This window comes from Cupriavidus mimosae, from assembly GCF_023952485.1.
Classification (GTDB): Bacteria; Pseudomonadota; Gammaproteobacteria; order Burkholderiales; family Burkholderiaceae; genus Cupriavidus; species Cupriavidus taiwanensis_C.
The window spans coordinates 42,658-64,635 of sequence record NZ_JALHRY010000009.1 but is presented as its reverse complement, the minus strand read 5'-3'; the positions used below and the strand labels follow the sequence as shown (position 1 = coordinate 64,635).

The following is a 21,978-nucleotide window of genomic DNA, read 5'->3' as shown; positions in this document are numbered from 1 at the left end:
TGTGGGATTTTCAGGACTTGCGCCGGGCCCGGCGCGTCGAGGACCACTCTTCCAGCCGGACTTCGTCGCGGATGCTGGCGAGCACGCCGACCAGGCGGTCGATTTCGGTGGCGCCAAGTTTCGCATGCAGCGTAAGTCGCATCAATGCCCGGTTCTTCGGCGTGGCCGGCGCACAGAATACCGCGCCGAAGATGCCGCGCCGCTGCAGCGCGTCGCGCAGCACCTTCACCTGCGGCTCGGAGCCCGCCTCGAGCCCGATGATCTGCTCCGAGCCCTCGCTGATGTTGTAGCCCAGTGCGGCGATCGCGTAGCGGGTCTCGCGGGTGATCGCATGCAGGCGCGCGCGGCGCTCGTCCGCGGCGGCAATGAAGTCCGTGACCGCGTCGAACCATGCGATCTCATGGCGCAGCAGCCCCGAGCTGAAGATCGCCGGCCGCGATTCCACCGCGTAGAAATCCTTGAAGGCGGTGGAGCAGGCCACATAGCCCGCGCGCCCGGCAAAGGCCTTGGCCAGCGACGCGGTGCGGAAATGCACGCGCTCGGACAGCCCCAGCGCCGGCACCAGGCCGCCGCCGCGCGGGCCATGCGTGCCCAGCGAGTGCGATTCGTCCACCACCAGCACGCAGCCGGACGCCTCGGCCAGTTCGACATAGTCCACCAGCGGCGCCACGCTGCCGGTGGTGCTGTAGACCGAATCCACCATGATCACGCCCGGGCCGAAGCGCTCCAGCTGGCGGCGCACATGATCGCAATCGTTATGGCGCACCGGCACCGCCTGCGCGCCCGCGGCGATGATGCCTTCCCACAGCGAGGCATGGCCGTTCATGTCGATATAGACCGGAATGCCGGGGCCGGCGATGCACTGCACCAGGCCAACGTTGGCGGCCCAGCCGGACTGGGCGATCAGCCCGTCCTCGGCCTGCATCAGGTCAGCGATCTTGCGCTCGACCCGCCGCTGCGGCGTATCGCCGTGCATGAACACGGACGACATCAGCAGCTCCGGCGCGTCATCGACAAAGGCCCGCGCCTGCGCCTGCACCAGCGACGCTTCGCCCAGCAGGCACAGGTAGTCGTTGCTGCTCAGGTGCAGCGCGTCGGGCCCGGGAGTTAGCCCGTGCAGCAGGTGGTCCCCGCCCCAGAGCTTGCCCATGCGTTCCTCGAAATGCTGTGCCATGCGCGTGGTGATCCAGGGCGGCAGGGTCGGGGCCTTGTTGCGGCAAGCATGGTGGCGGGATTGCACAGGCGCGGCTTCGGAGAGCATCGGTCGTCCTTCAACAGATAAATATGAATCGGAGGAAAGCGGCAAGGCTTGCATGGCGCTTGCGCCAAAGCCAGCCGCCCATGCGTGGGGTGCCGGGCGCAACGTTCCCTGGTGGCGCGCCGGATGCCGGCATGCCATGGGACGCGGTTGATGTAGCGACCACTGTGCCAGTCTTAGCGAAGGATTGTGACGGGACTTCCACCAATCCAACGTCTGCATGCAGACTAGGTGCACCGGGGAAAACGGTCACGCGGCAGCGCAAGGCGGGGCGGGTTCAGCCTGGGTTTTTTCGCACCAAAACATGCTTAATGAAGCACTTGTGCGTGGCGCGATGCCGGGCGCTGGGCGGCCCGGTGCGCTGTCGTGAGAGGGGCGAGGCTTGCTGCCGCGCGGCCCTGGCGGCCGCGCGGCGGTCTGGGGGGCGGCTGTGCGCGCTTACACGGCGCCCTGCCGTAGTGCATGGCCCGGCAATCAGCCCGCGCCGGCGCCCTCCAGCGCGGCGCCGCGCGCTTCGAGGGTGCGGCGCGCAATATTGAGCTGGTGGATCTGCGTGGTGCCTTCATACAGCCGGAACAGCCGCACATCGCGATAGAAGCGTTCCGCCACGGTGCGCGCCATATACCCGCTGCCGCCGAACACCTGCACCGCGCGGTCCGCCACGCGGCCGGCCATTTCCGAGGCGAACAGCTTGCACATCGACGCCTCCATGGTCACGTCCTCGCCGGCGTCGCGCTTGCGCGCGGTCTCGAGCACCAGCGCGCGGGCCGCATGCAGTTCCGTGTTGCTGTCGGCAATCATCTGCTGCACCAGCTGGTAGTCGGCAATCGGCTTGCCGAACTGGCGGCGCTGCGCCGCGTAGCGCACCATCTCGTCGACCAGCCGGATCGCCGGGCCCACGCACAGGCCGGCCAGGTTGATGCGCTGCTTGTTCAGGGCCTTCATCGCGGTCTTGAAGCCTATATTGGGTTTGCCGCCGACGATGGCGCTGGCCGGCACGCGGCAATCCTTCAGGTAGACATCGCCCACGGGCGAGCCGTGCTGGCCCATCTTGCGCTCCGGCTCGCCGGTGCTCAGGCCCGGCGTGCCGCGCTCGACCAGGAAGGCACTGATGCCGTGCGCGCCTGGCATCGCGGGGTCGGTGCGGGCGAACACGGTGAACAGGTCGGCGATCGGCGCATTGGTGATAAAGCACTTGCTGCCGTTCAGCACGTAGTGGTCGCCGTCCTGCCTGGCCGTGGTCTGCAGCGCGGTGGCATCCGAACCAGCCTCCGGTTCGGTCAGGGCGAAGCAGCCGGTGACCTTGCCCGACGCCAGCTGCGGCAGGTAGCGCTGGCGCTGCGCCTCGGTGCCGTCGGCCACCAGCGATTCGGAGGCGATGCCGGTATTGCCGCCGAAGCGGGCGCGGAACACCGTGGCCGCCTGCGACACTTCGATGTTCACCTGCGCCAGCTCTTCGGTGGTCAGCCCGGCGCCGCCATAGGCTTCCGGAATGCTGTGGCCGAACAGGCCGAGGCGGCGCATCTGCTCGACCACGGGCTCGGGGATGACATCGGTCTGGTCGATCTGCGCCTCGAGCGGGATGCAGGTTTCCAGCACGAAGCGGCGGAGTTCGGCAAGCAGGGCTTGCTGGCGGGCGGAGTCGCGGATCATGGAGGGTTTCCGGTGGCGGATTGAGGGTGGTGGGGGGCGCGGCTACTGTGCCGTGATGCCGGCGGTCTTCAGCACGCCGGTCCATTTTTTGGTTTCGGCATCGAGGAAGCGGTCGAACGCGGCCGCGGGTTGCGGGGCCAGGTCCATGCCGAGTTCGGCCAGGCGGCGCGCGGTGGCCGGGTCGGCGGTGGCGCGCGCGGCGGCCTCGGCCAGCTTGCGCACCACCGCGTCCGGCGTGCCCTGCGGCGCCACCAGCCCGAACCATGCGCCCACTTCATAGCCCGGCAGCTGCGCCGCCTCGGCCACGGTGGGCACGTCCGGCAGCACCGCCGTGCGTTTGGCCGAGGTCACCGCCAGCGCGCGCAGCTTGCCGCTTTGCACCTGCTGGCGCGCAATGGCGGAGGTCAACGCCATCATCGAGACGCGCGCGCCGAGCAGGTCGCTCAGGGCCTCGGGCTGGCCCTTGTAGGGCACGTGGGTCAGCTTGACGTGCGTCATCTGCGCCAGCAATTCCGCCGACAGGTGGTTGGAGGTGCCGACGCCCGCGCTGGCATAGGTCAGCGTGCCCGGCTGCTTGCGCGCGGCGTCGAGCAGTTGCGGCAGCGTGCGCAGCGGCGACGAGGCCGGCACCACGATCACGTTGGGCACCGCGCCGATGCCGGCCACGGCGCGGAAGTCCTTGCCGCCCTTGCCCTGGATCGACGGATTGAGCAGCGGCCCGACCACGTAGCTGGGGCTGACCGCCAGCAGCGTATAGCCGTCGGCAGGCGCCCTGGCGACGAGGTCGGCGCCAATGGCGCCGCCGGCGCCGGTCTTGTTCTCGACGATCACCGGTTGGTGCAGCACCTTGGCCATGTTCTCGGCCGTGATGCGGGTGACCGAGTCGACCACGCCGCCCGCCGAGAACGGCACGATGATCCGCACCGGGCGGTCCGGGAAGCGCGCCGCGTCGTCGGCGGCGGCCAGCGTCGCCGCGGGCGTCAGCGCGGCGCAGGCCAGCATGCCGGCAGCGAGCCGGCGCCATGGGTAAAAGGCATCCATCTTGTCTCCTTGGTTGCCTGCGCCCGGGACGTTGCCGGGCGCGAGGTCGGTCTCGTGCAGGCCTCTGTCGGGCCGCTGTCATGGCCCTGCCGGCGACATTGCCGGCAGGCTGCGCCGTCGCGCCACTGTCCCGTAACGGGTCAGCGCGCGCAGCTCAGTTCGATCTGCCGCACCGCTTCGCGCAACCTTGGCGCCACCTCGCGCTCCAGCAGGTTGTCGCGGTTGCGCGATGCCGCGATGGTGCAGTTCAGCGCGAACGGGTCCTGGTGCAGCGACTGGCGCAACGGCGCCGCGATCGCGTGGATCTCGGGCCGCCACTCGCCGCGGCTCAGGCAATAGCCGTGCGCGCGGAAGTGTTTCTGGTCCTCCGTCCACATCTGGCGCTCCTGGCCGAAGCGCTGCGGGTCCTCGACCCGCAGCCGGTTCAGCAGCGCCGTGCGCTCGTCCGCGCTGCACGCCAGCAGCACCGCGCGGCCGATCGCGCTGGCCAGCAGCGGGCGCGTGCTGCCGATGTCAGGCTGGTAGAAGTTGCCGGGGTCCAGCCGGCAACTGTCCACGTAGACCACCGACAGGCGCTCGCGCATGCCCAGGTTCACGGTGCAGCCGGTTTCGCGCGCGATCGCCTCCATGTAGGGCCGGGCCACCTGGCGGATCGCCAGCCCGGCCAGCATCGGGTAAGCCAGCGCCAGCACCCCGGCGCCGAGCCGGTACTTCTGGTTGCCGGGCACGCGGCTGAGAAAGCCCAGCAGCCCCAGCGTGTACGTCAGCCGCGACACCGTCGCCTTGGGCAGCCCGGTGCGCGCCACGATGTCCTGGTTGCCCAGCACCGGGCTGGACGGCGTAAAGGCGCGCAGCACCTCGAGCCCGCGCGCCAGGTTGGTGGCGAACTGGCGGTCGGTGGCGAGGGCGTCCTCGCTGGCCAGGCCGGGCAGGGGTTCCGGGTTGCGGTCCATGCTGTGCGGTGGTTGCTTGGGTTCCATGCTGGGATCCGGAAAATGGGCCGTCAACGTTGTAGCACGACCGTTCCGCACAGCGAAACCGTGCTTGCGCGCCGGCCGGCCGCCTGCCACCTTGCAGCGGACAACCCTGCCGCCGGAGACCCGCATGCCTGACCCCCACGCCCAGCCTGTATCGCCCGAATCACCCGGCGCCGCCCCGCTCGCCGGGCTGCGCATCCTCGACATGGCCACCGTGGTGGCGGCGCCGTTCTCCGCCACGCTGTGCGCCGACATGGGCGCCGAGGTGGTCAAGCTGGAACTGCCCGACGGCAGCGATCCGCTGCGCGGACTGGAGCCCGTCACCGAAGAGCACGCGCTGTACTGGAAGGTGACCAACCGCGGCAAGCGCGGCATCTCACTGGACGTGCGCACGTCGCGCGGCCGCGAGATCTTCCTGCGCCTGCTGCCGCGCTTCGACGTGCTGGTGGAGAATTTCCGCACCGGCACGCTGGCGCGCTGGGGGCTCGACCTTGAAACGCTGCACGCGGCCAACCCCAGGCTGATCGTGCTGCGGCTGACCGGCTTTGGCCAGACCGGGCCCGATGCGACGCGACCGGGGTTTGCCCGCATCTTCGAAGCGCGCAGCGGCTTCACCAACCTGGCCGGCACGGCGCAGAGCGGGCCGATGCATATGAACTACCCGGTGGGCGACATGATCGCCGGCCTGTTCGGCGCCTTTGCCATCGCCACCGCGGTGGCGGAGCAGCGCGCCATTCCAGGCCGGCCGGGCCGCGAGATCGACCTGGCCGCCACCGAGGCGCTGTTCCGCCTGCTGGATCCGCTCGCGATCGAATACGAACGACTCGGCCATGTGCGCCAGCGCGCCGGCAACCGCACCACCTACGCCGCGCCGTCCAACATGTACCGCACCGCGGACGATACCTGGGTCACCGTGGTGGCCTCGTCCGACGCCACCTTCCGCCGGCTGGCCGAGGCCATGGGCGCGCCGCATCTCGCCCAGTCACCGGAGTACGCCACCAATGCCGGCCGCGTGCGCCATATCGAAGCCCTCGACGGCTGCATTGCCGAGTGGTTCGCCGCGCAGCCCTACGCCGCCGCCGCGGCGCGCCTGGAACAATGCCAGGTGCCGTTCAGCAAGGTGTTCAGCATCGCCGATATTGTCGAAGACCCGCAGATGGTGGCGCGCCAGGCCATCGTCAGGCTGCCGGATGCGGACCTGGGCACCGTGCCGGCCCCTTGCGTGGTGCCGCGGTTTTCGGGCTATGCGCCGCCGTTACCGCGTACCGGGCCGGATGTGGGGGAACACAATGCGGAGGTTTATGGGGAGTTGGGTATTGGGGAGGAAGAGTTGGCGCGGTTGCGGGAGGAGGGGGCGCTATGACCCATCGGGCCGCCTCGCCGGCCCCCAAATGCCTTGGCGCATTGGAGCAAGGTGGTCAGCAGGGACGGCGAGCGCGCCAGCGCGCGCTCGCGGCAAGTGGGAATGGAGTTCCGCGACCCCCTCAGTCAATACTCGCCCCCGACGCCCGCACCAGCTTTGCCCACTTGTCCGTATCGCGGCGGATCAGCACCGAGAACTGCTCCGGCGTCGCAGTCAGCGGCGCGGCCCCGGCCTGCACCAGCTTGTCCCGCATCGCCTTGTCCTGCGCGATACGCGTGATTTCCTGCGACAAGCGACTGGTTACCTCGGGCGGCAATCCGCGCGGGCCCACCACGCCGAACCAGACATCCGCCTCATAGCCGGCAATGCCAGCCTCGGCCATGGTTGGCACGTCAGGCAGCGCCGGCGAGCGCGTGGCGCTGGTCACGGCCAGTGCGCGCAGCCGGCCGGCCTTCACATGCGGCAGCGAGCCCGGCAGGTTGTCGAACATCAGTTGCACCTGGTTGGCAAGCAGGTCGGCCATCGCCGGGCCGCTGCCCTTGTAAGGCACGTGCACGATCTCGACGCCCGCCATCGACTTGAACAACTCGCCGGACAGGTGGTTGGTGGTGCCGTTGCCGGCCGAGCCCATATTGAGCTTGCCGGGATTGGCCTTGGCATAGCTGACCAGCTCGCGCACGTTCTTCGGCGGCACGTTCGGATTGACGACCAGGATGTTGGGCACGCCGGCGAACAATGCCACCGCCGAGAAATCCTTCTGCGGATCGAACGGCAGCCTCTTGTAGAGGGTGGCGTTGATCGATTGCGTCCCCACCGTGCCGAACATCAGCGTGTAGCCGTCGGCCGGCGCCTTGGCCACAAGGTCGGAGCCGATGGTGCCGCCGGCGCCCGGCCGGTTGTCCACCACCACCTGCTGGCCGAGGGTTTCGGACAAGCGGGTGGCCAGCACGCGGCCGAGCAGGTCGGTGGTGCCGCCGGGCGGGAAGGGCACCACCATGCGGATGGGTTTGTCGGGGTAGGGGCCGGCCATGGCGAAACTCGTCGCCAGCGTCAGACATGTGAAGTCTGGCTGCTGTATGCGTCCGGCGAATCGTTCGAGGTGCCGCGCGGCCTGCTGCTGACCCCGCACCACGGCGCCGGCATTGCCGCGCTGCGCACCGCGGTGCTGCGGCGCCTGCCGGCGCTGGCCGGTCCGGCAGCTGACCCCGCCGGCCCGCGCTTCCTTGCCGCCAATGAATCGCACCTGCTGGCGCAGATCGATTTCTTCGACATGCTGCGCCTGCTGCCGCTCACCGCCTGGTGGCAGCGCGAGGTGCGCGTGCCGATGGCCGGCATCAGGTGGACGCCCGCCGCGCGCAGCGCGCTGGCGCTGAGCCTGACCGGCGATGCGCTGGTGCGCTGGCTGGGCGAGTCGGTGCTGGCCCATGTCGGCAGCGAGGCGGCGCTGGCGCGCTTCAAGGACATCGGCTACACCGCGGCGCGTACCCGCTTCGGCGGCCTCGCCGCGCCGGCCGGGCAGGCGCTGGGGCGGCTGGTCAATGTTGCCGCGCAGTACGTCGCGCTGACGCTGCTGGGTCTGCACGACGACAGCTTCCCGCCCGGGGGCCTGACGCGGCGCGTCACGCAGGCCAGCCGCCAGGTGCTCGAGACGCTGTGGGACTGCCTGCGGGAGGACCATGTGGCGGCCGCCACGCCAGCCGCCGGCATGGCTGCCGGGGATGTCGCCGATGTCGCCGATGTCGCCGATACTGCCGCCATCGCCCCGCTATGGCGCATCTCCGTCAACCGGCCGGCCGAGCATGCGGTGTTCGCCTCGCGCAAGACCGTCAAGGCCGATGCGGCCATCCGCGTGTTCGATACCGGCGGGCAGGGCGTGCGCTGGGCGGTGATCGATTCCGGCATCGACGCGCGCCATCCGGCCTTCTACGATCCGCTCAAGCTGGACGGGCCGCTGCCGGTGCGCGACGGGCTGATCGCGCCGCGCCTGTCGCGCGTGGTCAGGACGCTGGACTTCACGCGCCTGTCGGCGATCACCAGTGGCCGCTTGCCGCCCATGCCCAAGGGCAAGCGCGGGCCCGGCGAGGCCGAGCTGCGGCAGCGCATCGCCGCGATTGCCGAGGACCTGGCGCATGGCCGCATCATCGACTGGTCGGTGATCGAACCCCTGCTTGAAATCGGCCACGATGACCCGGCGCAGTACGTGGCGCCGGGCGGCAGCCACGGCACGCATGTGGCAGGCATCATCGGCGCCGGCTGGCCGTCATCGGCCTACCTGGCGCGGCCCGACCCCATGCCGCTGCCGCCCGAGCTGATGGAGGCCGGCGATGTCAGCGGCATCTGCCCGCGCATCGAACTGCTCGACCTGCGCATTTTCGATGCGCAGGGCAGGGGCGACGAGTTCGGCATCCTGGGTGCGCTGCAGTACGTGCGCTGGCTCAACCAGAGCCGCGACCGGCAGTCGGTGCACGGCATCAACCTAAGCGTGGCGCTGCGCCACGACGTGCGCAGCTACGCCTGCGGCAGCACGCCGGTGTGCGTCGAATGCGACCGCCTGGTGGCCAGCGGCGTGGTCGTGGTGGCGGCGGCGGGCAACTACGGCTACGACGAGGCCTTCGCCGCCGAACACATGGGCGCCGGCTTCCGCGGCCAGACCATTACCGATCCCGGCAATGCGCGCGCCGTGATCACGGTGGGCGCGACCCATCGCACCGATCCCTACCGCTTCGGCATCTCCTACTTTTCCAGCCACGGTCCCACCGGCGATGGCCGCATCAAGCCCGACCTGGTCGCGCCGGGTGAAAAGATCACCTCGACCGTGCCCGGCGGCACGCTGGCGTCGATGGACGGCACCAGCATGGCGGCACCGCATGTGTCGGGGGTCGCGGCGCTGCTGCTGTCGCGCAACAATGAACTGATGGGCCAGCCCGAGACCGTCAAGACCATCCTGTGTGCCGCGGCCACCGACCTGGGGCGCGAGCGCGCCTTCCAGGGGGCGGGACTGGTCGATGCGCTGCGCGCGCTGCAACGCGTGTAGGGCGCGGCCGCAACGTGCAACAAAAAAGCCGGCAGTGCCGGCTTTTTCGATGTGCGGGAGCGGCTGGCCTCAGGCGCGCAGTCCGCTGGCCTCATCGGCGCCCACATGCACGTTCATGCATTGCACCGCGGCGCCGGCCGCGCCCTTGCCCAGGTTGTCGAGGCGCGCCACCAGGTTCAGGCGCTCGGCATTGCCGAACACGAACAGGTCGACGCGGTTGGTGTCGTTGTTGGCCTGCACGTCGAAGAAACCGCCGTCGAGGTTGTCGGCGCTGTTGTACGGCATCACCCGCACGAACTGCTCGCCTTCATAGTGCTGGCGATAGATCTCGACGATCTGCTCGGGGCTGACCTTGCGCGCCAGGCGCTCGGCAAACACCGGTACCGTCACCGCCAGGCCCTTCAGGAAATTACCGACAATGGGGTTGAAGATCGGCGCCTGCGCCAGGCCGGCCTGCACGCGCATTTCCGGCAGGTGCTTGTGCTCCAGGCCCAGCGCGTAGGGGCGCGGGCTGTTCAGCTTCGGGTTACCGCCGGCTTCGAACTCGGCAATCATCGACTTGCCGCCGCCGCTGTAGCCGGTCAGCGAGAACGCCGACAGCGGGTAGTCGGCCGGCAGCACGCCCGCATCCACCAGCGGGCGCACCGCCAGCACGAAGGCGCTGGCGTGGCAGCCCGGTACCGCAATGCGCTTGCTGGCGCGGATCTTGTCGCGCTGGCCGCGTGCCAGTTCGGGCAGGCCGTAGGCCCAGTTGTCGGCGGTGCGGAACGCCGTGCTGGCGTCGATCACGCAGGTGTTGGGGTTGGTCACCAGGGACACCGCCTCGCGCGAGGCCACGTCGGGCAGGCACAGGAAGGCGACGTCGGCGGCGTTCAGGAAGCGTGCTCGTTCGGCCGGGTCCTTGCGCTTGTCTTCGGCAATGCGCAGCAGTTCCACGTCGGCACGACCGGAAAGATAGTCAAGCAGCCGGAGACCGGTGGTGCCTTCCTGACCATCGACGAACACTTTGAAAACCATGGCTGACTCGCTCTTTGAAATGCGGGAATGCGAAACCTCTCCTGCCGGGCGCAGGGGCGAACCCGCATTGTAGCGGGGATGGGGGCCTGTCGCAGGGGTTTGTACCGATTGGAGTCCTGCACTTTGGCACAGTTCGCGGCTTGCGGGATTTAACCTAGTAGGTTAATTTAGATGGAGAAGGGGACGGAGCATTACACACTGCGGCATGTGAAGGCCCTGTTGCAGGCGGGCAAGATGGAGATGACGTTTGCGGCGTATTCCCACGCCGCGATGATGGGCCTGCGTTGGACCGGGGTGCGCGACATCCTCTCGCGCCTCGAGCCGGCGGATTTCTACAAGAGCATGACAACGTACGAAGACCATCGGATCTGGCAGGACGTCTACCGGCCCGTCACGCCGCATGGCGCTTTGTATGTGAAGCTCACCGTTGCCAGCGAGGTGTTGGTCGTTTCCTTCAAGCCAAGGTAACAACACCCAGACGAACAGCCGGAGGAGGCAGGATGAAGTGTCCCGAGTGCGGTGGCGCGGAACTGGTGGCGGGAATGCGCGACATGCCCTATACGTACCGCGGTGAAACCACGGTGATCCCGAATGTATCCGGGCAATGGTGCCCCAAGTGCGGCGAGGGCGTGCTGCCCCGAGACAGCGACTGGGTGAGCGAGGCGATGCTTGCCTTCAACCGGCAAGTCAATGCCGCCCTCGTCGATCCGTCCTATATCACCGAAGTCCGCAAGAAGCTCCGCCTGGACCAGCGCGAGGCCGCTGAAATCTTCGGCGGTGGCGTCAATGCGTTCTCACGGTACGAAACCGGGCGGACCAAGCCGCCACTGGCGCTGGTGAAGCTGCTGCGGCTGCTGGACCGCCACCCGGAGTTGCTGGAGGAAATCCGGGCGGCCTGAATCGGCCTGACCAGCCCGCTGTCAGAGCGGAAAGTTATAGTCGATCGACAGCGGCGCGTGGTCGCTGAACTTCTCGTCCTTGTAGATCGAGCACAGTTGCGCGGTGTCGGCGATCTTCGGCGTGGCGAGGTGGTAGTCGATGCGCCAGCCGACGTTCTTGGCATAGGCCTGGCCGCGGTTGCTCCACCACGTGTACTGGTCCGGACGCGGGTCCAGCTTGCGGAACACGTCGACATAGCCGTGCACGTCGAACAGCTCGCCGATCCAGGCTCGTTCCTCCGGCAGGAACCCTGAATTCTTCAGGTTGCCCTTCCAGTTCTTGATGTCGATTTCCTTGTGCGCGATGTTGACGTCCCCGCACAGCACGATTTCGCGGCCGCTGGCCTTTAGTTGCAGCAGGTGCGGCAGGAACGCTTCCATAAAGCGGAACTTGGCCAGCTGGCGTTCCTCGCCGCTCGAGCCGGACGGCACGTACACCGAAATCACCGCCAGATGCGGATACTGCACTTCCACATAGCGGCCCTCGCTGTCGAACTCCGTGTTGCCGAAGCCGGTGATCACCCGCTCGGGCTTGTGGCGCGTATAGAGGCCGACGCCGCTATAGCCCTTCTTCTCGGCGTAATGGAAAAAGCCGTGGTAACCGTGTGGCGCCAGGAACGCTTCCGTCATGTCGGCGGCCTGCGCCTTCAGTTCCTGCACACAGACCATGTCTGCGTCCTGCTTGCCCATCCAGTCGAAAAAGCCCTTCTTCGACGCGGAGCGGATGCCGTTGAGGTTGGCGCTGATAATCCGTAACATTCGGGGAAATTTTGAATTCAGAGAGAAATGATGACGCAGCAGAATCCGCCCGCGGCGACCGCCGGTACTGATCTCAGCCAGACCTTTATCCGCTTTGCGCTCGACGCGGGCGTGCTGTCGTTCGGCGAGTTCGTCACCAAGGCCGGCCGCAAGTCGCCTTACTTCTTCAATGCCGGCCTGTTCAACCAGGGCGGCATGCTGGGCCAGGTGGCGCAATTCTATGCGAAAACCCTGCTGGCTTCGGGCGTGCAGTTCGACGTGCTGTTCGGGCCGGCGTACAAGGGCATCACCCTGGCGTCGGCGACGGCGGTGGCGCTGGCCGGCATGGGACGTGATGTCGGCTTCGCGTACAACCGCAAGGAAGCCAAGGACCACGGCGAAGGCGGCACGCTGGTCGGGGCCAAGCTGCATGGCAAGGTGGTGATCGTCGACGACGTGATCTCTGCCGGCACCTCGGTGCGTGAGTCGGTCAACCTGATCCGCGCGGCCGGCGCCGAGCCGGCCGCGGTGCTGATCGCGCTGGACCGCATGGAAAAGAGCGGCACCGCCGAACAGGTCGGCACCCATTCGGCGGTGCAGGACGTGCAGCGCGAATTCGGCATCCCGGTGATCGCCATCGCCAGCCTGAAGGACCTGCTGGCCTATCTCGATGCCTCGCAGGATCCGGCGCTGGGCGCGTCGCGCGAGGCCGTGGCGGCCTATCGTCAGCGCTACGGCGTCTGAAACCGTTGCAGAGGACGGGCGCTGGCAGCCAGCGCCCAAGGCGTGGCCGGTAGGCACACGGCTGACTTGCACACTGGGAGGGAGCGCGGCGTGGCGGCAAAGGAGCGGCAGGAACGGGCAGTGCGGCAGGCGGCAACGCCGTCCCCGACGGCGGAGTCCGCCGGCAACGGCGAGTCGCTGGCAGAGCGCGGCGCCCAGGTGCGGCCGCGCAAGCCGGTGCGCAAGGCGGCCAAGGCGCCCGACCGGCCCGCGCACGAGTCCTACGCCGTGCGCGCATTGGTGCTGCAGGGCGGCGGCGCGCTCGGCGCTTACCAGGCCGGCGTGTACCAGGGGCTGGCCGATGGAGGTATCTTCCCCAACTGGGTCGCCGGCATTTCGATCGGTGCGTTGAACGCGGCCATCATAGCCGGCAATCCGCCGCAGCGCCGGGTCGAGCAGTTGCGGGCGTTCTGGGAGCACATCTGCGCGCAGCCGTGGCTGCCCAGCCTGTCGTACACCTGGTTTGCCGATGAAGCGGCAAGCTGGCCCGAGCCGATGCGGATCTGGTTCGACGGCCTGCACGCGGCGCGGGCCATGCTGGAAGGCCAGCGCGGCTTCTTCCAGCCGCGCAGCTGGCCGGCGCTGATGTCGCGCTACTCGGACCCGACCCATGCCAGCTTCTACGACACCAAGCCGCTGAAAGCCACGCTGGAGCGCTTTACCGACTTCGACCTGATCAACCATCGCCCCGACCTGATGCGGGTCTCGGTGGGCGCGGTCAATGTGCGCACCGGCAACTTCGCCTATTTCGACAATACCCGCGACAAGCTCTGCGCCGAGCATTTCATGGCCTCGGGCGCGCTGCCGCCGGGGTTCCCGGCGGTGGAGATCGATGGCGAATACTACTGGGACGGCGGGCTGGTCTCGAACACGCCGCTGGCCGAGGTGCTGACCGCGCAGCCGCGGCGCGATGCGCTGATCTTCCAGGTCGACCTGTGGAGCGCGCGCGGCAAGCTGCCGCACGACCTGATCGACGTGGCCGAGCGCCAGAAGGACATCCAGTATTCCAGCCGCACCCGGGCCATCACCGACTATATGCGCGAGCAGCAGAACCTGCGCCGCATGCTCAACGAGGTGATGGCGCTGGTGCCGCAGTCAAAGCGCGACAACGACTGGTACCGCCGTGCCGCGGAGCAGTCGTGCGATGCGCGCCGCAACGTGATCCAGCTGATCTACCGCGACAAGTCGTTCGAGAACCTGGCCAAGGATTATCAGTTCGGCCCGCTGACCATGCACGAGCACTGGACCAGCGGGCTCGAGGATATCCGCCAGACCCTGCGCCATCCGCATTGGCTGGCCATGCCCAGCCGCGAGCAGCCCTTCGTCACGCACGACGTGCACCGCGGCAACGGCGGCTGAACAACGCCGGCTGAACGCGCCGGGCGCGCCTGCCGTGATGGCTCAGTCGACCTTGATGCCGGCCAGTTCCGGACGCGCCGACGGATAAGCCGGCTTCAGGTCCTCGAAGACCTTGGTGATGATCTCGGCCACCATCAGGTTGCGGTGCGTCTTGGAATCGGCCGGCACCACGTACCAGGGGCACTCGGGCGTGCTGGTGGCCATGATGGCGGCCTCGTAGGCGTCCATGTAGGCCTTCCAGTGCTTGCGCTCGGCCAGGTCCTGGGTATCGAACTTCCAGTGCTTCTCCGGGTCCGCCAGTCGTGCCTCGAGCCGCGACTTCTGCTCGTCGCGCGAAATATGCAGGAAGCACTTGACGATGGTGGTGCCGGTCTCGGTCAGCATCGACTCGAATTCGCGGATCTGGCGGTAGCGCCGTTCGCATTCGGCGGCGTCGATCCACTGGTGCACGCGCGTGATCAGCACGTCTTCGTAGTGGCTGCGATTGAACACCACGATCTCGCCCGACTTCGGCACCTGCAGGTGGATGCGCCACAGGAAATCGCGCGCCAGCTCCTCGGGTGACGGCGCCTTGAAGCCCACCACGCGGATCCCCAGCGGATCGAAGCTGCGGAACACGCCGCGCACGGTACCGTCCTTGCCGCTGGTGTCCATGCCTTGCAGCACCACCAGCAGCTTGCGGCGGTGCTCGGCATAGAAGATGTCCTGCTGCGCGTCGAGCGCGTTGCTCAACTCGATGATGCGGGCCAGGTCTTCCTCTTTCTTGCCGCATGACAGCGGCTTGCTGCCCGGGTCGAAGTCGGCAAGGCGGAATCGCTTGCCCGAGGTGATGCGGAAATCGTCCAGCGGCATGGGCGCTCCATTCGCGATGATCTGCGGGATCAGGGAATCGGGCGCCCCGGGGACTGCGCTGCAGGGGAGGGAAAACGGGGCGCGCAGCCCCTATGGTCAGGCCGGCAGGGCCGCCAGGTCAATGTTGCCTTCGAACACGGTAGTGGCCGGGCCGGTCATGCGCACCGGTTCGGCGTCGCCGTCCCAGGCAATGGTCAGCTCGCCGCCATGGGTTTGGACCCGCACCGGCGAATCTAGCAGGCCGCGCCGGATGCCGGCCACCACCGCCGCGCAGGCGCCGGTGCCGCAGGCCAGGGTTTCGCCGGCGCCGCGCTCGAACACGCGCAGGCGGATGGCGTGGCGGTCCTCGACCTGCATGAAGCCGGCATTGACGCGGTTGGGGAAGGCGGGGTGGTGCTCGATCACCGGGCCGTCCTGCAGCACCGGGAAGTTCTCCACGTCGTCCACTACCTGCACCGCATGCGGGTTGCCCATCGACACCGCCGAGATCCATTCGGTGCGGCCGTTGACCTCGAGGCCGTACAGCGTGTCGGCGCCCTCGGCACGCGTCGGCAGGCCCTGGGCGCGGAACGGCACGCGCGTCGGTTCCAGCTCGGGCGCGCCCATGTCGACCGTGACCTGGCCATCGTCCTGCAGCGTCAGCGTGATCACGCCGTTCATCACCTCGACCCGCACCGAACGCTTGTCGGTCATGCCCTGCTCGGTAACGAAGCGCACGAAGCAGCGCGCGCCATTGCCGCAGTGCTCGACCTCGCTGCCATCGGCATTGACGATGCGGTAGCGAAAATCGACGTCCGGGCGCGTCGGCTTCTCGACGATCAGGATCTGGTCCGCGCCCACGCCGAAATGCCGGCTGGCCAGCGCGCGCCACTGGGCCGGGGTCAGGTCGATCTGCTGGTGGATGCCGTCGAGCACGACAAAGTCGTTGCCCGCGCCATGCATCTTGGTGAACTTGAGTTTCATGGTGGGAATTGTAGCGGCGCGGCGCCGGACGTGCCGGCGCGCTCAGTAGCGCTCAGTAAATCTCGGGCTCGCCCGGCAGGCGGTGCTTGAAGCGCTTGTGGACCCAATAGTACTCAGGTACGCGCGGGCGGATGCAGTCCTCGAAGAAGGCATTCATGCGGCGCGTGTCGTCGGTCACGCTGGCGCCCGGGTAGTGCTCCCACGCCGGCAGCACGCGCAGCACATAGCCCTGGTAGTCGGGCAGCATCTCGGTGTAGATCGGCACCACCCTGGCGCCGGTCAGGCGCGCCAGCCGCGAGACCGAGGTCAGCGTCAGCGCCTGCACGCCGAAGAACGGCACGAACTCCGAATCGCGCTCGCCGAAGTCCATGTCGGCGATCAGCTGCAGCGCCTCGCCCTTCTTCAGGCAGCGCAGGATGTCGCGCGCGCTGTCGTTGCGCGAGATCATGTTGGCGCCGAAGCGCCCGCGCGCCTGCTTGAGGAAGCCGTCGAACAGGGCGTTCTTCTGCCTGGTATAGAGCGATGCGCCCGAGCGGCCGACATGCTCGCGCAGGTGGATGGTGAGCCGGATCGCGCCGGCCTCCACGCCCGACAGGTGCAGCGTCACCAGGATATGCGGGGTGCCGTCCAGCGCCACCAGGCCCGCCTGGTCGTCGATCTGCACCCAGCGGCGCATCTGTGCCTCGCTGCCGGTCCAGAAGATGCCGCGCTCGGCAAAGCTACGGAACAGCAGGCGGAAGCTCTGGCGCGACAGCGCGTCGATCTCGGCCTCGGTGCGGTCGGGGAAGCACAGCCGCAGGTTGGCCTGCACCACCTTGCGCCGCTCGCTGGGGATCCGGTACAGCAGGCTGCCCAGCGCCTCGCCGAAGCGCGCGACGAATGGGTAGGGCAGTTTGCCCAGCACGGTCAGCAGGCCGATGCCGAGCCACGTGAACACACGGCTCATGAAATCGATCGATCAGTCGCCGGCTCGGAATCCGGGCCCTCGGTAGCCGGCGTGTCCGGGGTGCCGGGAGTGCCTGCTCCGGCGGGTTGCTTGTAGCGGTTGTAGCCCCACAGGTATTGCGTCGGGCACAGTCGCACCAGTTCTTCGATGGTGCGGTTGATGACCGCGGCGGCGTCGGCCGGATCGTCCGGCAGCATGCCGCCCTCGTTGATCACGCGCAGATGGCCGCGGTAGCCGGCGCCGCGCGGCAGCCGCTCGGCAAAGACCGCCACCACCGGCGCGCCGGTCAGTTGCTGCAGCCGGTGCACCAGCGCCATCGTATAGGCGGGCTTGCCGAAGAACGGTGCCCAGTTGCCTTCGCCGCCGCTGGGCACCTGGTCGGGCAGGATGCCCACCGCCTGGCCGCGCTTGAGCGCCTTCACCAGCATGCGCACGCCGCGCGGCGTGGCCGGCGCCATATGCATGTCGGGCCGGGTGCGCATCTTCTCGATCCAGTCGCGCAGCCAAGGCTGGTGCGGCGGCTTGAACAGCGCGGTCACCGGGCGGTGCAGGGCGTGGGATTGCGGCAGCACCTCGAAGCAGCCCAGGTGCGGGGTCAGGATGATGATGCCCTTCCCGCGTGCCTGCAGCCTGGCGAGTTCAGGCCACAGGTAGTCGTCGAAGCCGTACAGCTTCGCGCCGATCCTGCTGCGGCTCCAGAAGTAAGGCATCTCGATGATCATGCGCCCGGCCGAGCGGGCGGCCTCGTCGATCATCGCCTCGGTGGCGTCGGGGAAGGCGAGCCTGAAGTTTTCCCGCAGGCGCTGGCCATAGCGGCCCGGCAGACGGGCGATCAGCAGGCCCAGCGCGCCGCCCGCGGCCTGCAGCAGCCGCAGCGGAAAACGGGAGATCAGCCAGAATAAAAAAGTCATCAGGCGTGGAAGAAGGGTCCAGGCAAGTCCGCCGCCGGGTCTGTGCCGGGATAGACGGGCAGGCAGGCGTTGGTCCGGCATGCCGGCAAGGTGTCGTACCGCACGCCTGTGGCGCTGCAACGACGCCTGCAGGCGCGTATAATAGCGTGTATCGCCGAGTTAACTGACAACTTGCGGGGCGATGCGGCTCTAACCGGGCTGCCTGAAATACCGCTAAAGCGTCGCCGCCATGAACCGAACAGGCTGGCACGCAATAGCCAACCTGGAGAATAAGTTCGTGGCAAACGACTTCCTTTTTACTTCGGAATCCGTCTCCGAAGGCCATCCCGACAAGGTCGCCGACCAGATTTCCGACGCCGTCCTGGACGCCATCCTGGCCCAGGACAAGTATGCGCGTGTGGCAGCTGAGACGCTTTGCAACACCGGTCTGGTGGTGCTCGCCGGGGAAATCACCACGACCGCCAATGTCGACTACATCCAGATCGCGCGCGACACCATCAAGCGCATCGGGTACGACAACACCGATTACGGCATCGACTACAAGGGCTGCGCGGTACTGGTGGCCTATGACAAGCAGTCGCCCGACATCGCCCAGGGTGTCGACCGTGCTTCCGACGACTACCTGAACCAGGGCGCCGGCGACCAGGGCCTGATGTTCGGCTACGCTTGCGACGAGACCCCGGAACTGATGCCGTTCCCGATCTACTACGCCCACCGCCTGGTCGAGCGCCAGTCGCTGCTGCGCCGCGACGGCCGCCTGCCCTGGCTGCGCCCGGACGCCAAGTCGCAGGTCACGGTGCGCTATGTCGACGGCAAGCCGCACAGCGTGGACACCGTGGTGCTGTCGACCCAGCATTCGCCCGACATCACCCAGGCGCAGATCCGCGAGGCCGTGATCGAGGAGATCATCAAGCCGGTGCTGCCGGCCGAGATGCTCAAGGAAACCAAGTACCTGGTGAACCCGACCGGGCGCTTCGTGATCGGCGGGCCGCAGGGCGACTGCGGCCTGACCGGGCGCAAGATCATCGTCGACACCTACGGCGGCGCCTCGCCGCACGGCGGCGGCGCGTTCTCGGGCAAGGACCCGTCCAAGGTCGACCGCTCGGCGGCCTACGCGGCGCGCTACGTGGCCAAGAACGTGGTGGCCTCGGGCCTGGCGCGGCAGTGCCAGGTACAGGTCAGCTATGCGATCGGGGTGGCGCGGCCGATCAACGTGACGGTCTATACCGAAGGCACCGGCAAGATTCCGGACGCCAAGATCGCGGAACTGGTGCAGGAGCATTTCGACCTGCGCCCGAAGGGCATCGTGCAGATGCTGGACCTGCTGCGGCCGATTTATGAGAAGACTGCGGCCTATGGGCACTTCGGGCGTGAAGAGCCGGAGTTCTCGTGGGAAGCCACCGACAAGGCGGCTGCGCTGCGCGCCGCGGCCGGCCTGTAAGCGCCGCCGCCCGCGTCAGTCGTCCTGACGGCAAGCCCCGCCGGTCCGCAAGGGCCTGCGGGGTTTTTTAACGCGGGTTTGATCCTGGACCAGCTGCTGCGTGACGCCAGCGCCACGGCCGGCGCTCGGAGTAAAATTCCGGCACGCCATGCCGCCGCTGCGGCGGCCACCCCAAACACTGGTAACCGTTCCCAGAGGATGCCATGTCCGAAGCGCATGTCCTTGCCCCGTCGTCCCTCGCCCGGCCTCCTGCCGCCGGCCAGCTCGACCTGATCCGTCCGCAGCCCTATACGGAGTGGGCGCCCGAGGTCAGCGCCGAAGCGCGCGCCACGCTGCGCCGCGAGCTGGAGCAAGGCGCGGTACTCTACTTCCCCAACCTGAAGTTCCAGTTCCAGCCGGGCGAAGAGCGCTTCCTCGACGCCCGCTATTCCGACGGCAAGTCCAAGAACATCAACCTGCGCGCCGACGACACCGCGGTGCGCGGCGCCCAAGGCACCGAGCAGGACCTGGCCGACCTTTACACGCTGATCCGCCGCTACGCCGACAGCAGCGAGTCGCTGATCCGCACGCTGTTCCCGGAATACATCCCCCACATGACCCGCGCCGGCACCTCGCTGCGGCCCAGCGAGATCGCCGGGCGCCCGGTCAGCTGGCGCAAGGACGACACCCGCCTGCACGTCGATTCGTTCCCGTCCAACCCGATGCTGGGCAAGCGCCTGTTGCGCGTGTTCCACAATATCGACCCGGCCGCTCCGCGCGTGTGGCGCGTGGGCGAGCCGTTCGGCGACTTTGCGCAGAAGTTCGTGCCCAGGACCCACGGCATGTGGCCGGGGCAGGCGGCGCTGATGAAGCTGCTGCATATCACCAAGCGCCGGCGCTCCGAATACGACCACCGCATGCTGCAGCTGCATGACCTGGCCAAGGCCGACCTGGACTACCAGGCCAACGTGCCGCAGCAGGAATTCCACTTCCCGCCGGGTGCGACCTGGATCGTCTTCAGCGATCAGCTGCTGCACGCCGCCATGCGCGGGCGCGCGATGATGGAGCAGACCATCTACCTGGCGCCGCAGGCAATTTCGGACCACACCCATTCACCCGAGGCCGTGCTGTCGCGCATGCTCGGGCGGCCGATGCTGGTGTCGTAAGCGCGGCCTGCGCCGGCCGGCTCCTAGCGCACCAGCAGGCGCAGCATGGTGTCGAAGGTCTTGCCGTAAGGCGGCTTGAGCAGGCCGGCGCCGTTCAGGCTGGCCTGGTGGAACACCGGCTTCACCTTCGAAAAGGTATCAAAGCCCGCTTGCCCGTGATACGCGCCCATGCCGCTGGCGCCGACCCCGCCAAACGGCAGGCCGTCCTGGGCGATATGGAACAGGGTGTCGTTGACGGTAACGCCGCCGGCGACGGTCTGCTGCATCACATGGGCGATGGCGCCGCGGTCGCGCTCGAACAGGTACAGCGCCAGCGGGCGCGGGCGCGCGTTGATGTAATCCACCGCCTCGTCGAGGGTGCGGTAGGTCACCACCGGCAGCACCGGCCCGAAGATTTCCTCGCGCATCGCGGTCGCGCCTGCGGGCACGTCCAGCAGCAGCACCGGCGGCAGGCGCCGCGCCTGCGCATCCGGCTGCGCCTGCGACAGCGGCACCACGGTCGCACCTTGCGCGGCGGCCTCGTCGACCAGCCCTGCCAGCCGGGCGAAATGCCGCGGGCTGATGATGCTGGTGTAGTCGGGGTTGCGCCCCAGGTCAGGGTAGAGCCGGCCGACGCAGCGGCGCGCCGCGTCCACCAGTTGACCGCGCAAGTCGTCCGGCACCAGCACATAATCCGGCGCGATGCAGGTCTGGCCCGCGTTCATCAGCTTGCCCACCAGGATGCGCTCCACCGCGCGCTCCAGGTCGGCGCCGGCGCCGACGATGGCCGGCGACTTGCCGCCCAGCTCCAGCGTCACCGGGGTCAGGTTGGCGGCCGCCGCGCGCATCACATGGTGGCCGACCGCGGTCGAGCCAGTGAACAGCAGGTGGTCGAACGGCAGCGCGGTGAAGGCGCTGGCCACGTCGGCATCGCCGTTGATCACCACGAGCTCGTCCGGGGCGAAGTGCTGCGGCACCAGCTGCGCGAACAGCGCCGCGAAACGCGGCGTGTATTCCGACAGCTTGACCATGGCGCGATTGCCTGCCGCCAGTGCACCGGCGAGCGGGCCGACGGTCAGGTACAGGGGATAGTTCCAGGGCACCACGATGCCCACCACGCCGAGCGGCTGCGGCACCAGGCGCGAACGCCCGGGACGGAACCAGAACCCGGTGGGCGCACGCCGCACGCGCATCCAGCGCCTGCCGTGGCGCAGCGCGTCGTCGATGCCGGCCAGGCTGGGAAACACCTCCAGCAGCGCGGTTTCCTGGCGTGGGCGATTGGTGAAATCGGCGTGGATTGCCGCGGCAATTTCGGCCTGGTTTTCGGTCACCAGGCGCCGCAGGCGCTGCAGGCGATCGGCACGCATGGTCCACGCGGGCAACTGGTCGCGCCGCGAGGCGGCATGCATCGCACCGAAGACGGACGACAGGTCGGGGACTTCTCGCATGGCTGCGCTCCTGGATTTGCGCGCATATCCGCGCACCATCGCGCAAGATAAGGCAGCGCGCCGGCCAAGACAATGGAAGCTTGCTACCAGAAAGCCGATTCAAACGCCCGTCCGTCGCGCCCGATTGCCTTT

The 21,978-nt window shown here is 68.2% G+C and carries 20 protein-coding genes; 8 read left to right on the top strand and 12 right to left on the bottom strand.

What is annotated here, in order from left to right:
* Nucleotides 1-10 precede the first annotated feature (10 nt).
* The 4 genes from cqsA to MKD50_RS17695 all read right to left on the bottom strand — a co-directional run bounded on the left by cqsA (nucleotide 11) and on the right by MKD50_RS17695 (nucleotide 4,932).
* Complete coding sequence (gene cqsA / locus MKD50_RS17710) at nucleotides 11-1,240, bottom strand: alpha-hydroxyketone-type quorum-sensing autoinducer synthase (protein WP_240987443.1); 1,230 nt, start codon at nucleotides 1,238-1,240, stop codon at nucleotides 11-13.
* 492 nt (nucleotides 1,241-1,732) lie between these two features.
* Complete coding sequence (locus MKD50_RS17705) at nucleotides 1,733-2,911, bottom strand: acyl-CoA dehydrogenase family protein (protein WP_252667967.1); 1,179 nt, start codon at nucleotides 2,909-2,911, stop codon at nucleotides 1,733-1,735.
* 42 nt (nucleotides 2,912-2,953) lie between these two features.
* The gene (locus MKD50_RS17700; protein WP_115699641.1) at nucleotides 2,954-3,952 is read right to left on the bottom strand and encodes a tripartite tricarboxylate transporter substrate binding protein; all 999 of its coding nucleotides are present in this window, start codon (nucleotides 3,950-3,952) and stop codon (nucleotides 2,954-2,956) included.
* A gap of 140 nt (nucleotides 3,953-4,092) precedes the next feature.
* Nucleotides 4,093-4,932, bottom strand: a complete 840-nt coding sequence (locus tag MKD50_RS17695) for an IclR family transcriptional regulator (RefSeq protein WP_240987444.1) — start codon at nucleotides 4,930-4,932, stop codon at nucleotides 4,093-4,095.
* A 124-nt stretch (nucleotides 4,933-5,056) separates the two neighbouring features.
* Between MKD50_RS17695 and MKD50_RS17690 the strand changes: the two genes are divergently transcribed.
* The gene (locus tag MKD50_RS17690) at nucleotides 5,057-6,292 is read left to right on the top strand and encodes a CaiB/BaiF CoA transferase family protein (RefSeq protein ID WP_252667965.1); all 1,236 of its coding nucleotides are present in this window, start codon (nucleotides 5,057-5,059) and stop codon (nucleotides 6,290-6,292) included.
* Between the two features lie 121 nt (nucleotides 6,293-6,413).
* Here the strand turns inward: MKD50_RS17690 and MKD50_RS17685 are convergent, their stop codons facing one another.
* On the bottom strand, nucleotides 6,414-7,322 hold the full coding sequence (locus MKD50_RS17685) for a tripartite tricarboxylate transporter substrate binding protein (protein ID WP_252667963.1): 909 nt from the start codon (nucleotides 7,320-7,322) through the stop codon (nucleotides 6,414-6,416).
* 69 nt (nucleotides 7,323-7,391) lie between these two features.
* On the opposite strand from MKD50_RS17685, the gene MKD50_RS17680 reads away from it, so the two are divergent.
* The gene (locus MKD50_RS17680) at nucleotides 7,392-9,326 is read left to right on the top strand and encodes a S8 family serine peptidase (RefSeq protein WP_252667961.1); all 1,935 of its coding nucleotides are present in this window, start codon (nucleotides 7,392-7,394) and stop codon (nucleotides 9,324-9,326) included.
* Nucleotides 9,327-9,395: 69 nt separating this feature from the next.
* Here the strand turns inward: MKD50_RS17680 and argC are convergent, their stop codons facing one another.
* Nucleotides 9,396-10,343 (bottom strand): N-acetyl-gamma-glutamyl-phosphate reductase, encoded by a 948-nt coding sequence (gene argC / locus MKD50_RS17675; RefSeq protein ID WP_115679169.1) that lies wholly within the window; start codon nucleotides 10,341-10,343, stop codon nucleotides 9,396-9,398.
* A gap of 171 nt (nucleotides 10,344-10,514) precedes the next feature.
* Here argC and MKD50_RS17670 point away from each other — a divergent pair, with 171 nt between their 5' ends.
* Nucleotides 10,515-10,811 carry a type II toxin-antitoxin system MqsR family toxin gene (locus tag MKD50_RS17670; RefSeq protein WP_252667959.1) on the top strand — a complete coding sequence of 99 codons (297 nt, stop codon included), beginning with the start codon at nucleotides 10,515-10,517 and terminating at the stop codon, nucleotides 10,809-10,811.
* A 32-nt stretch (nucleotides 10,812-10,843) separates the two neighbouring features.
* Complete coding sequence (locus tag MKD50_RS17665) at nucleotides 10,844-11,242, top strand: type II TA system antitoxin MqsA family protein (RefSeq protein ID WP_240073480.1); 399 nt, start codon at nucleotides 10,844-10,846, stop codon at nucleotides 11,240-11,242.
* 21 nt (nucleotides 11,243-11,263) lie between these two features.
* Here the strand turns inward: MKD50_RS17665 and MKD50_RS17660 are convergent, their stop codons facing one another.
* Complete coding sequence (locus MKD50_RS17660; protein ID WP_025586397.1) at nucleotides 11,264-12,040, bottom strand: exodeoxyribonuclease III; 777 nt, start codon at nucleotides 12,038-12,040, stop codon at nucleotides 11,264-11,266.
* Nucleotides 12,041-12,067: 27 nt separating this feature from the next.
* Here MKD50_RS17660 and pyrE point away from each other — a divergent pair, with 27 nt between their 5' ends.
* Both pyrE and MKD50_RS17650 read left to right on the top strand, forming a co-directional pair.
* Entirely contained in the window at nucleotides 12,068-12,763 is a 696-nt protein-coding gene (gene pyrE / locus MKD50_RS17655; protein WP_240073482.1) for an orotate phosphoribosyltransferase, read from the top strand.
* Nucleotides 12,764-12,853: 90 nt separating this feature from the next.
* Nucleotides 12,854-14,161 (top strand): patatin-like phospholipase family protein, encoded by a 1,308-nt coding sequence (locus MKD50_RS17650; protein WP_240073483.1) that lies wholly within the window; start codon nucleotides 12,854-12,856, stop codon nucleotides 14,159-14,161.
* 42 nt (nucleotides 14,162-14,203) lie between these two features.
* On the opposite strand, the gene MKD50_RS17645 is transcribed toward MKD50_RS17650, so the two are convergent.
* The 4 genes from MKD50_RS17645 to MKD50_RS17630 form a co-directional block, all read right to left on the bottom strand.
* On the bottom strand, nucleotides 14,204-15,013 hold the full coding sequence (locus MKD50_RS17645; protein WP_240073485.1) for a polyphosphate kinase 2 family protein: 810 nt from the start codon (nucleotides 15,011-15,013) through the stop codon (nucleotides 14,204-14,206).
* Nucleotides 15,014-15,109: 96 nt separating this feature from the next.
* A complete protein-coding gene (gene dapF / locus MKD50_RS17640; protein ID WP_240073487.1) occupies nucleotides 15,110-15,976 on the bottom strand; it encodes a diaminopimelate epimerase in 867 nt (288 codons plus the stop codon).
* Nucleotides 15,977-16,028: 52 nt separating this feature from the next.
* Complete coding sequence (locus tag MKD50_RS17635; protein ID WP_115705516.1) at nucleotides 16,029-16,922, bottom strand: lipid A biosynthesis lauroyl acyltransferase; 894 nt, start codon at nucleotides 16,920-16,922, stop codon at nucleotides 16,029-16,031.
* Nucleotides 16,919-17,833 carry a lysophospholipid acyltransferase family protein gene (locus MKD50_RS17630; RefSeq protein WP_115705518.1) on the bottom strand — a complete coding sequence of 305 codons (915 nt, stop codon included), beginning with the start codon at nucleotides 17,831-17,833 and terminating at the stop codon, nucleotides 16,919-16,921. Before MKD50_RS17630 ends, MKD50_RS17635 begins: the two co-directional genes overlap by 4 nt.
* Before the next feature lie 277 nt (nucleotides 17,834-18,110).
* Here MKD50_RS17630 and metK point away from each other — a divergent pair, with 277 nt between their 5' ends.
* Both metK and kdoO read left to right on the top strand, forming a co-directional pair.
* Nucleotides 18,111-19,274, top strand: coding sequence for a methionine adenosyltransferase (metK, locus tag MKD50_RS17625; RefSeq protein WP_010813318.1), 1,164 nt, complete (start codon nucleotides 18,111-18,113; stop codon nucleotides 19,272-19,274).
* 203 nt (nucleotides 19,275-19,477) lie between these two features.
* Nucleotides 19,478-20,419, top strand: a complete 942-nt coding sequence (gene kdoO / locus MKD50_RS17620) for a Kdo hydroxylase KdoO (RefSeq protein WP_252667957.1) — start codon at nucleotides 19,478-19,480, stop codon at nucleotides 20,417-20,419.
* A gap of 23 nt (nucleotides 20,420-20,442) precedes the next feature.
* Here kdoO and MKD50_RS17615 read toward each other — a convergent pair whose 3' ends face one another.
* Nucleotides 20,443-21,846 (bottom strand): coniferyl aldehyde dehydrogenase, encoded by a 1,404-nt coding sequence (locus tag MKD50_RS17615; protein WP_252667955.1) that lies wholly within the window; start codon nucleotides 21,844-21,846, stop codon nucleotides 20,443-20,445.
* Between the last annotated feature and the right edge of the window lie 132 nt (nucleotides 21,847-21,978).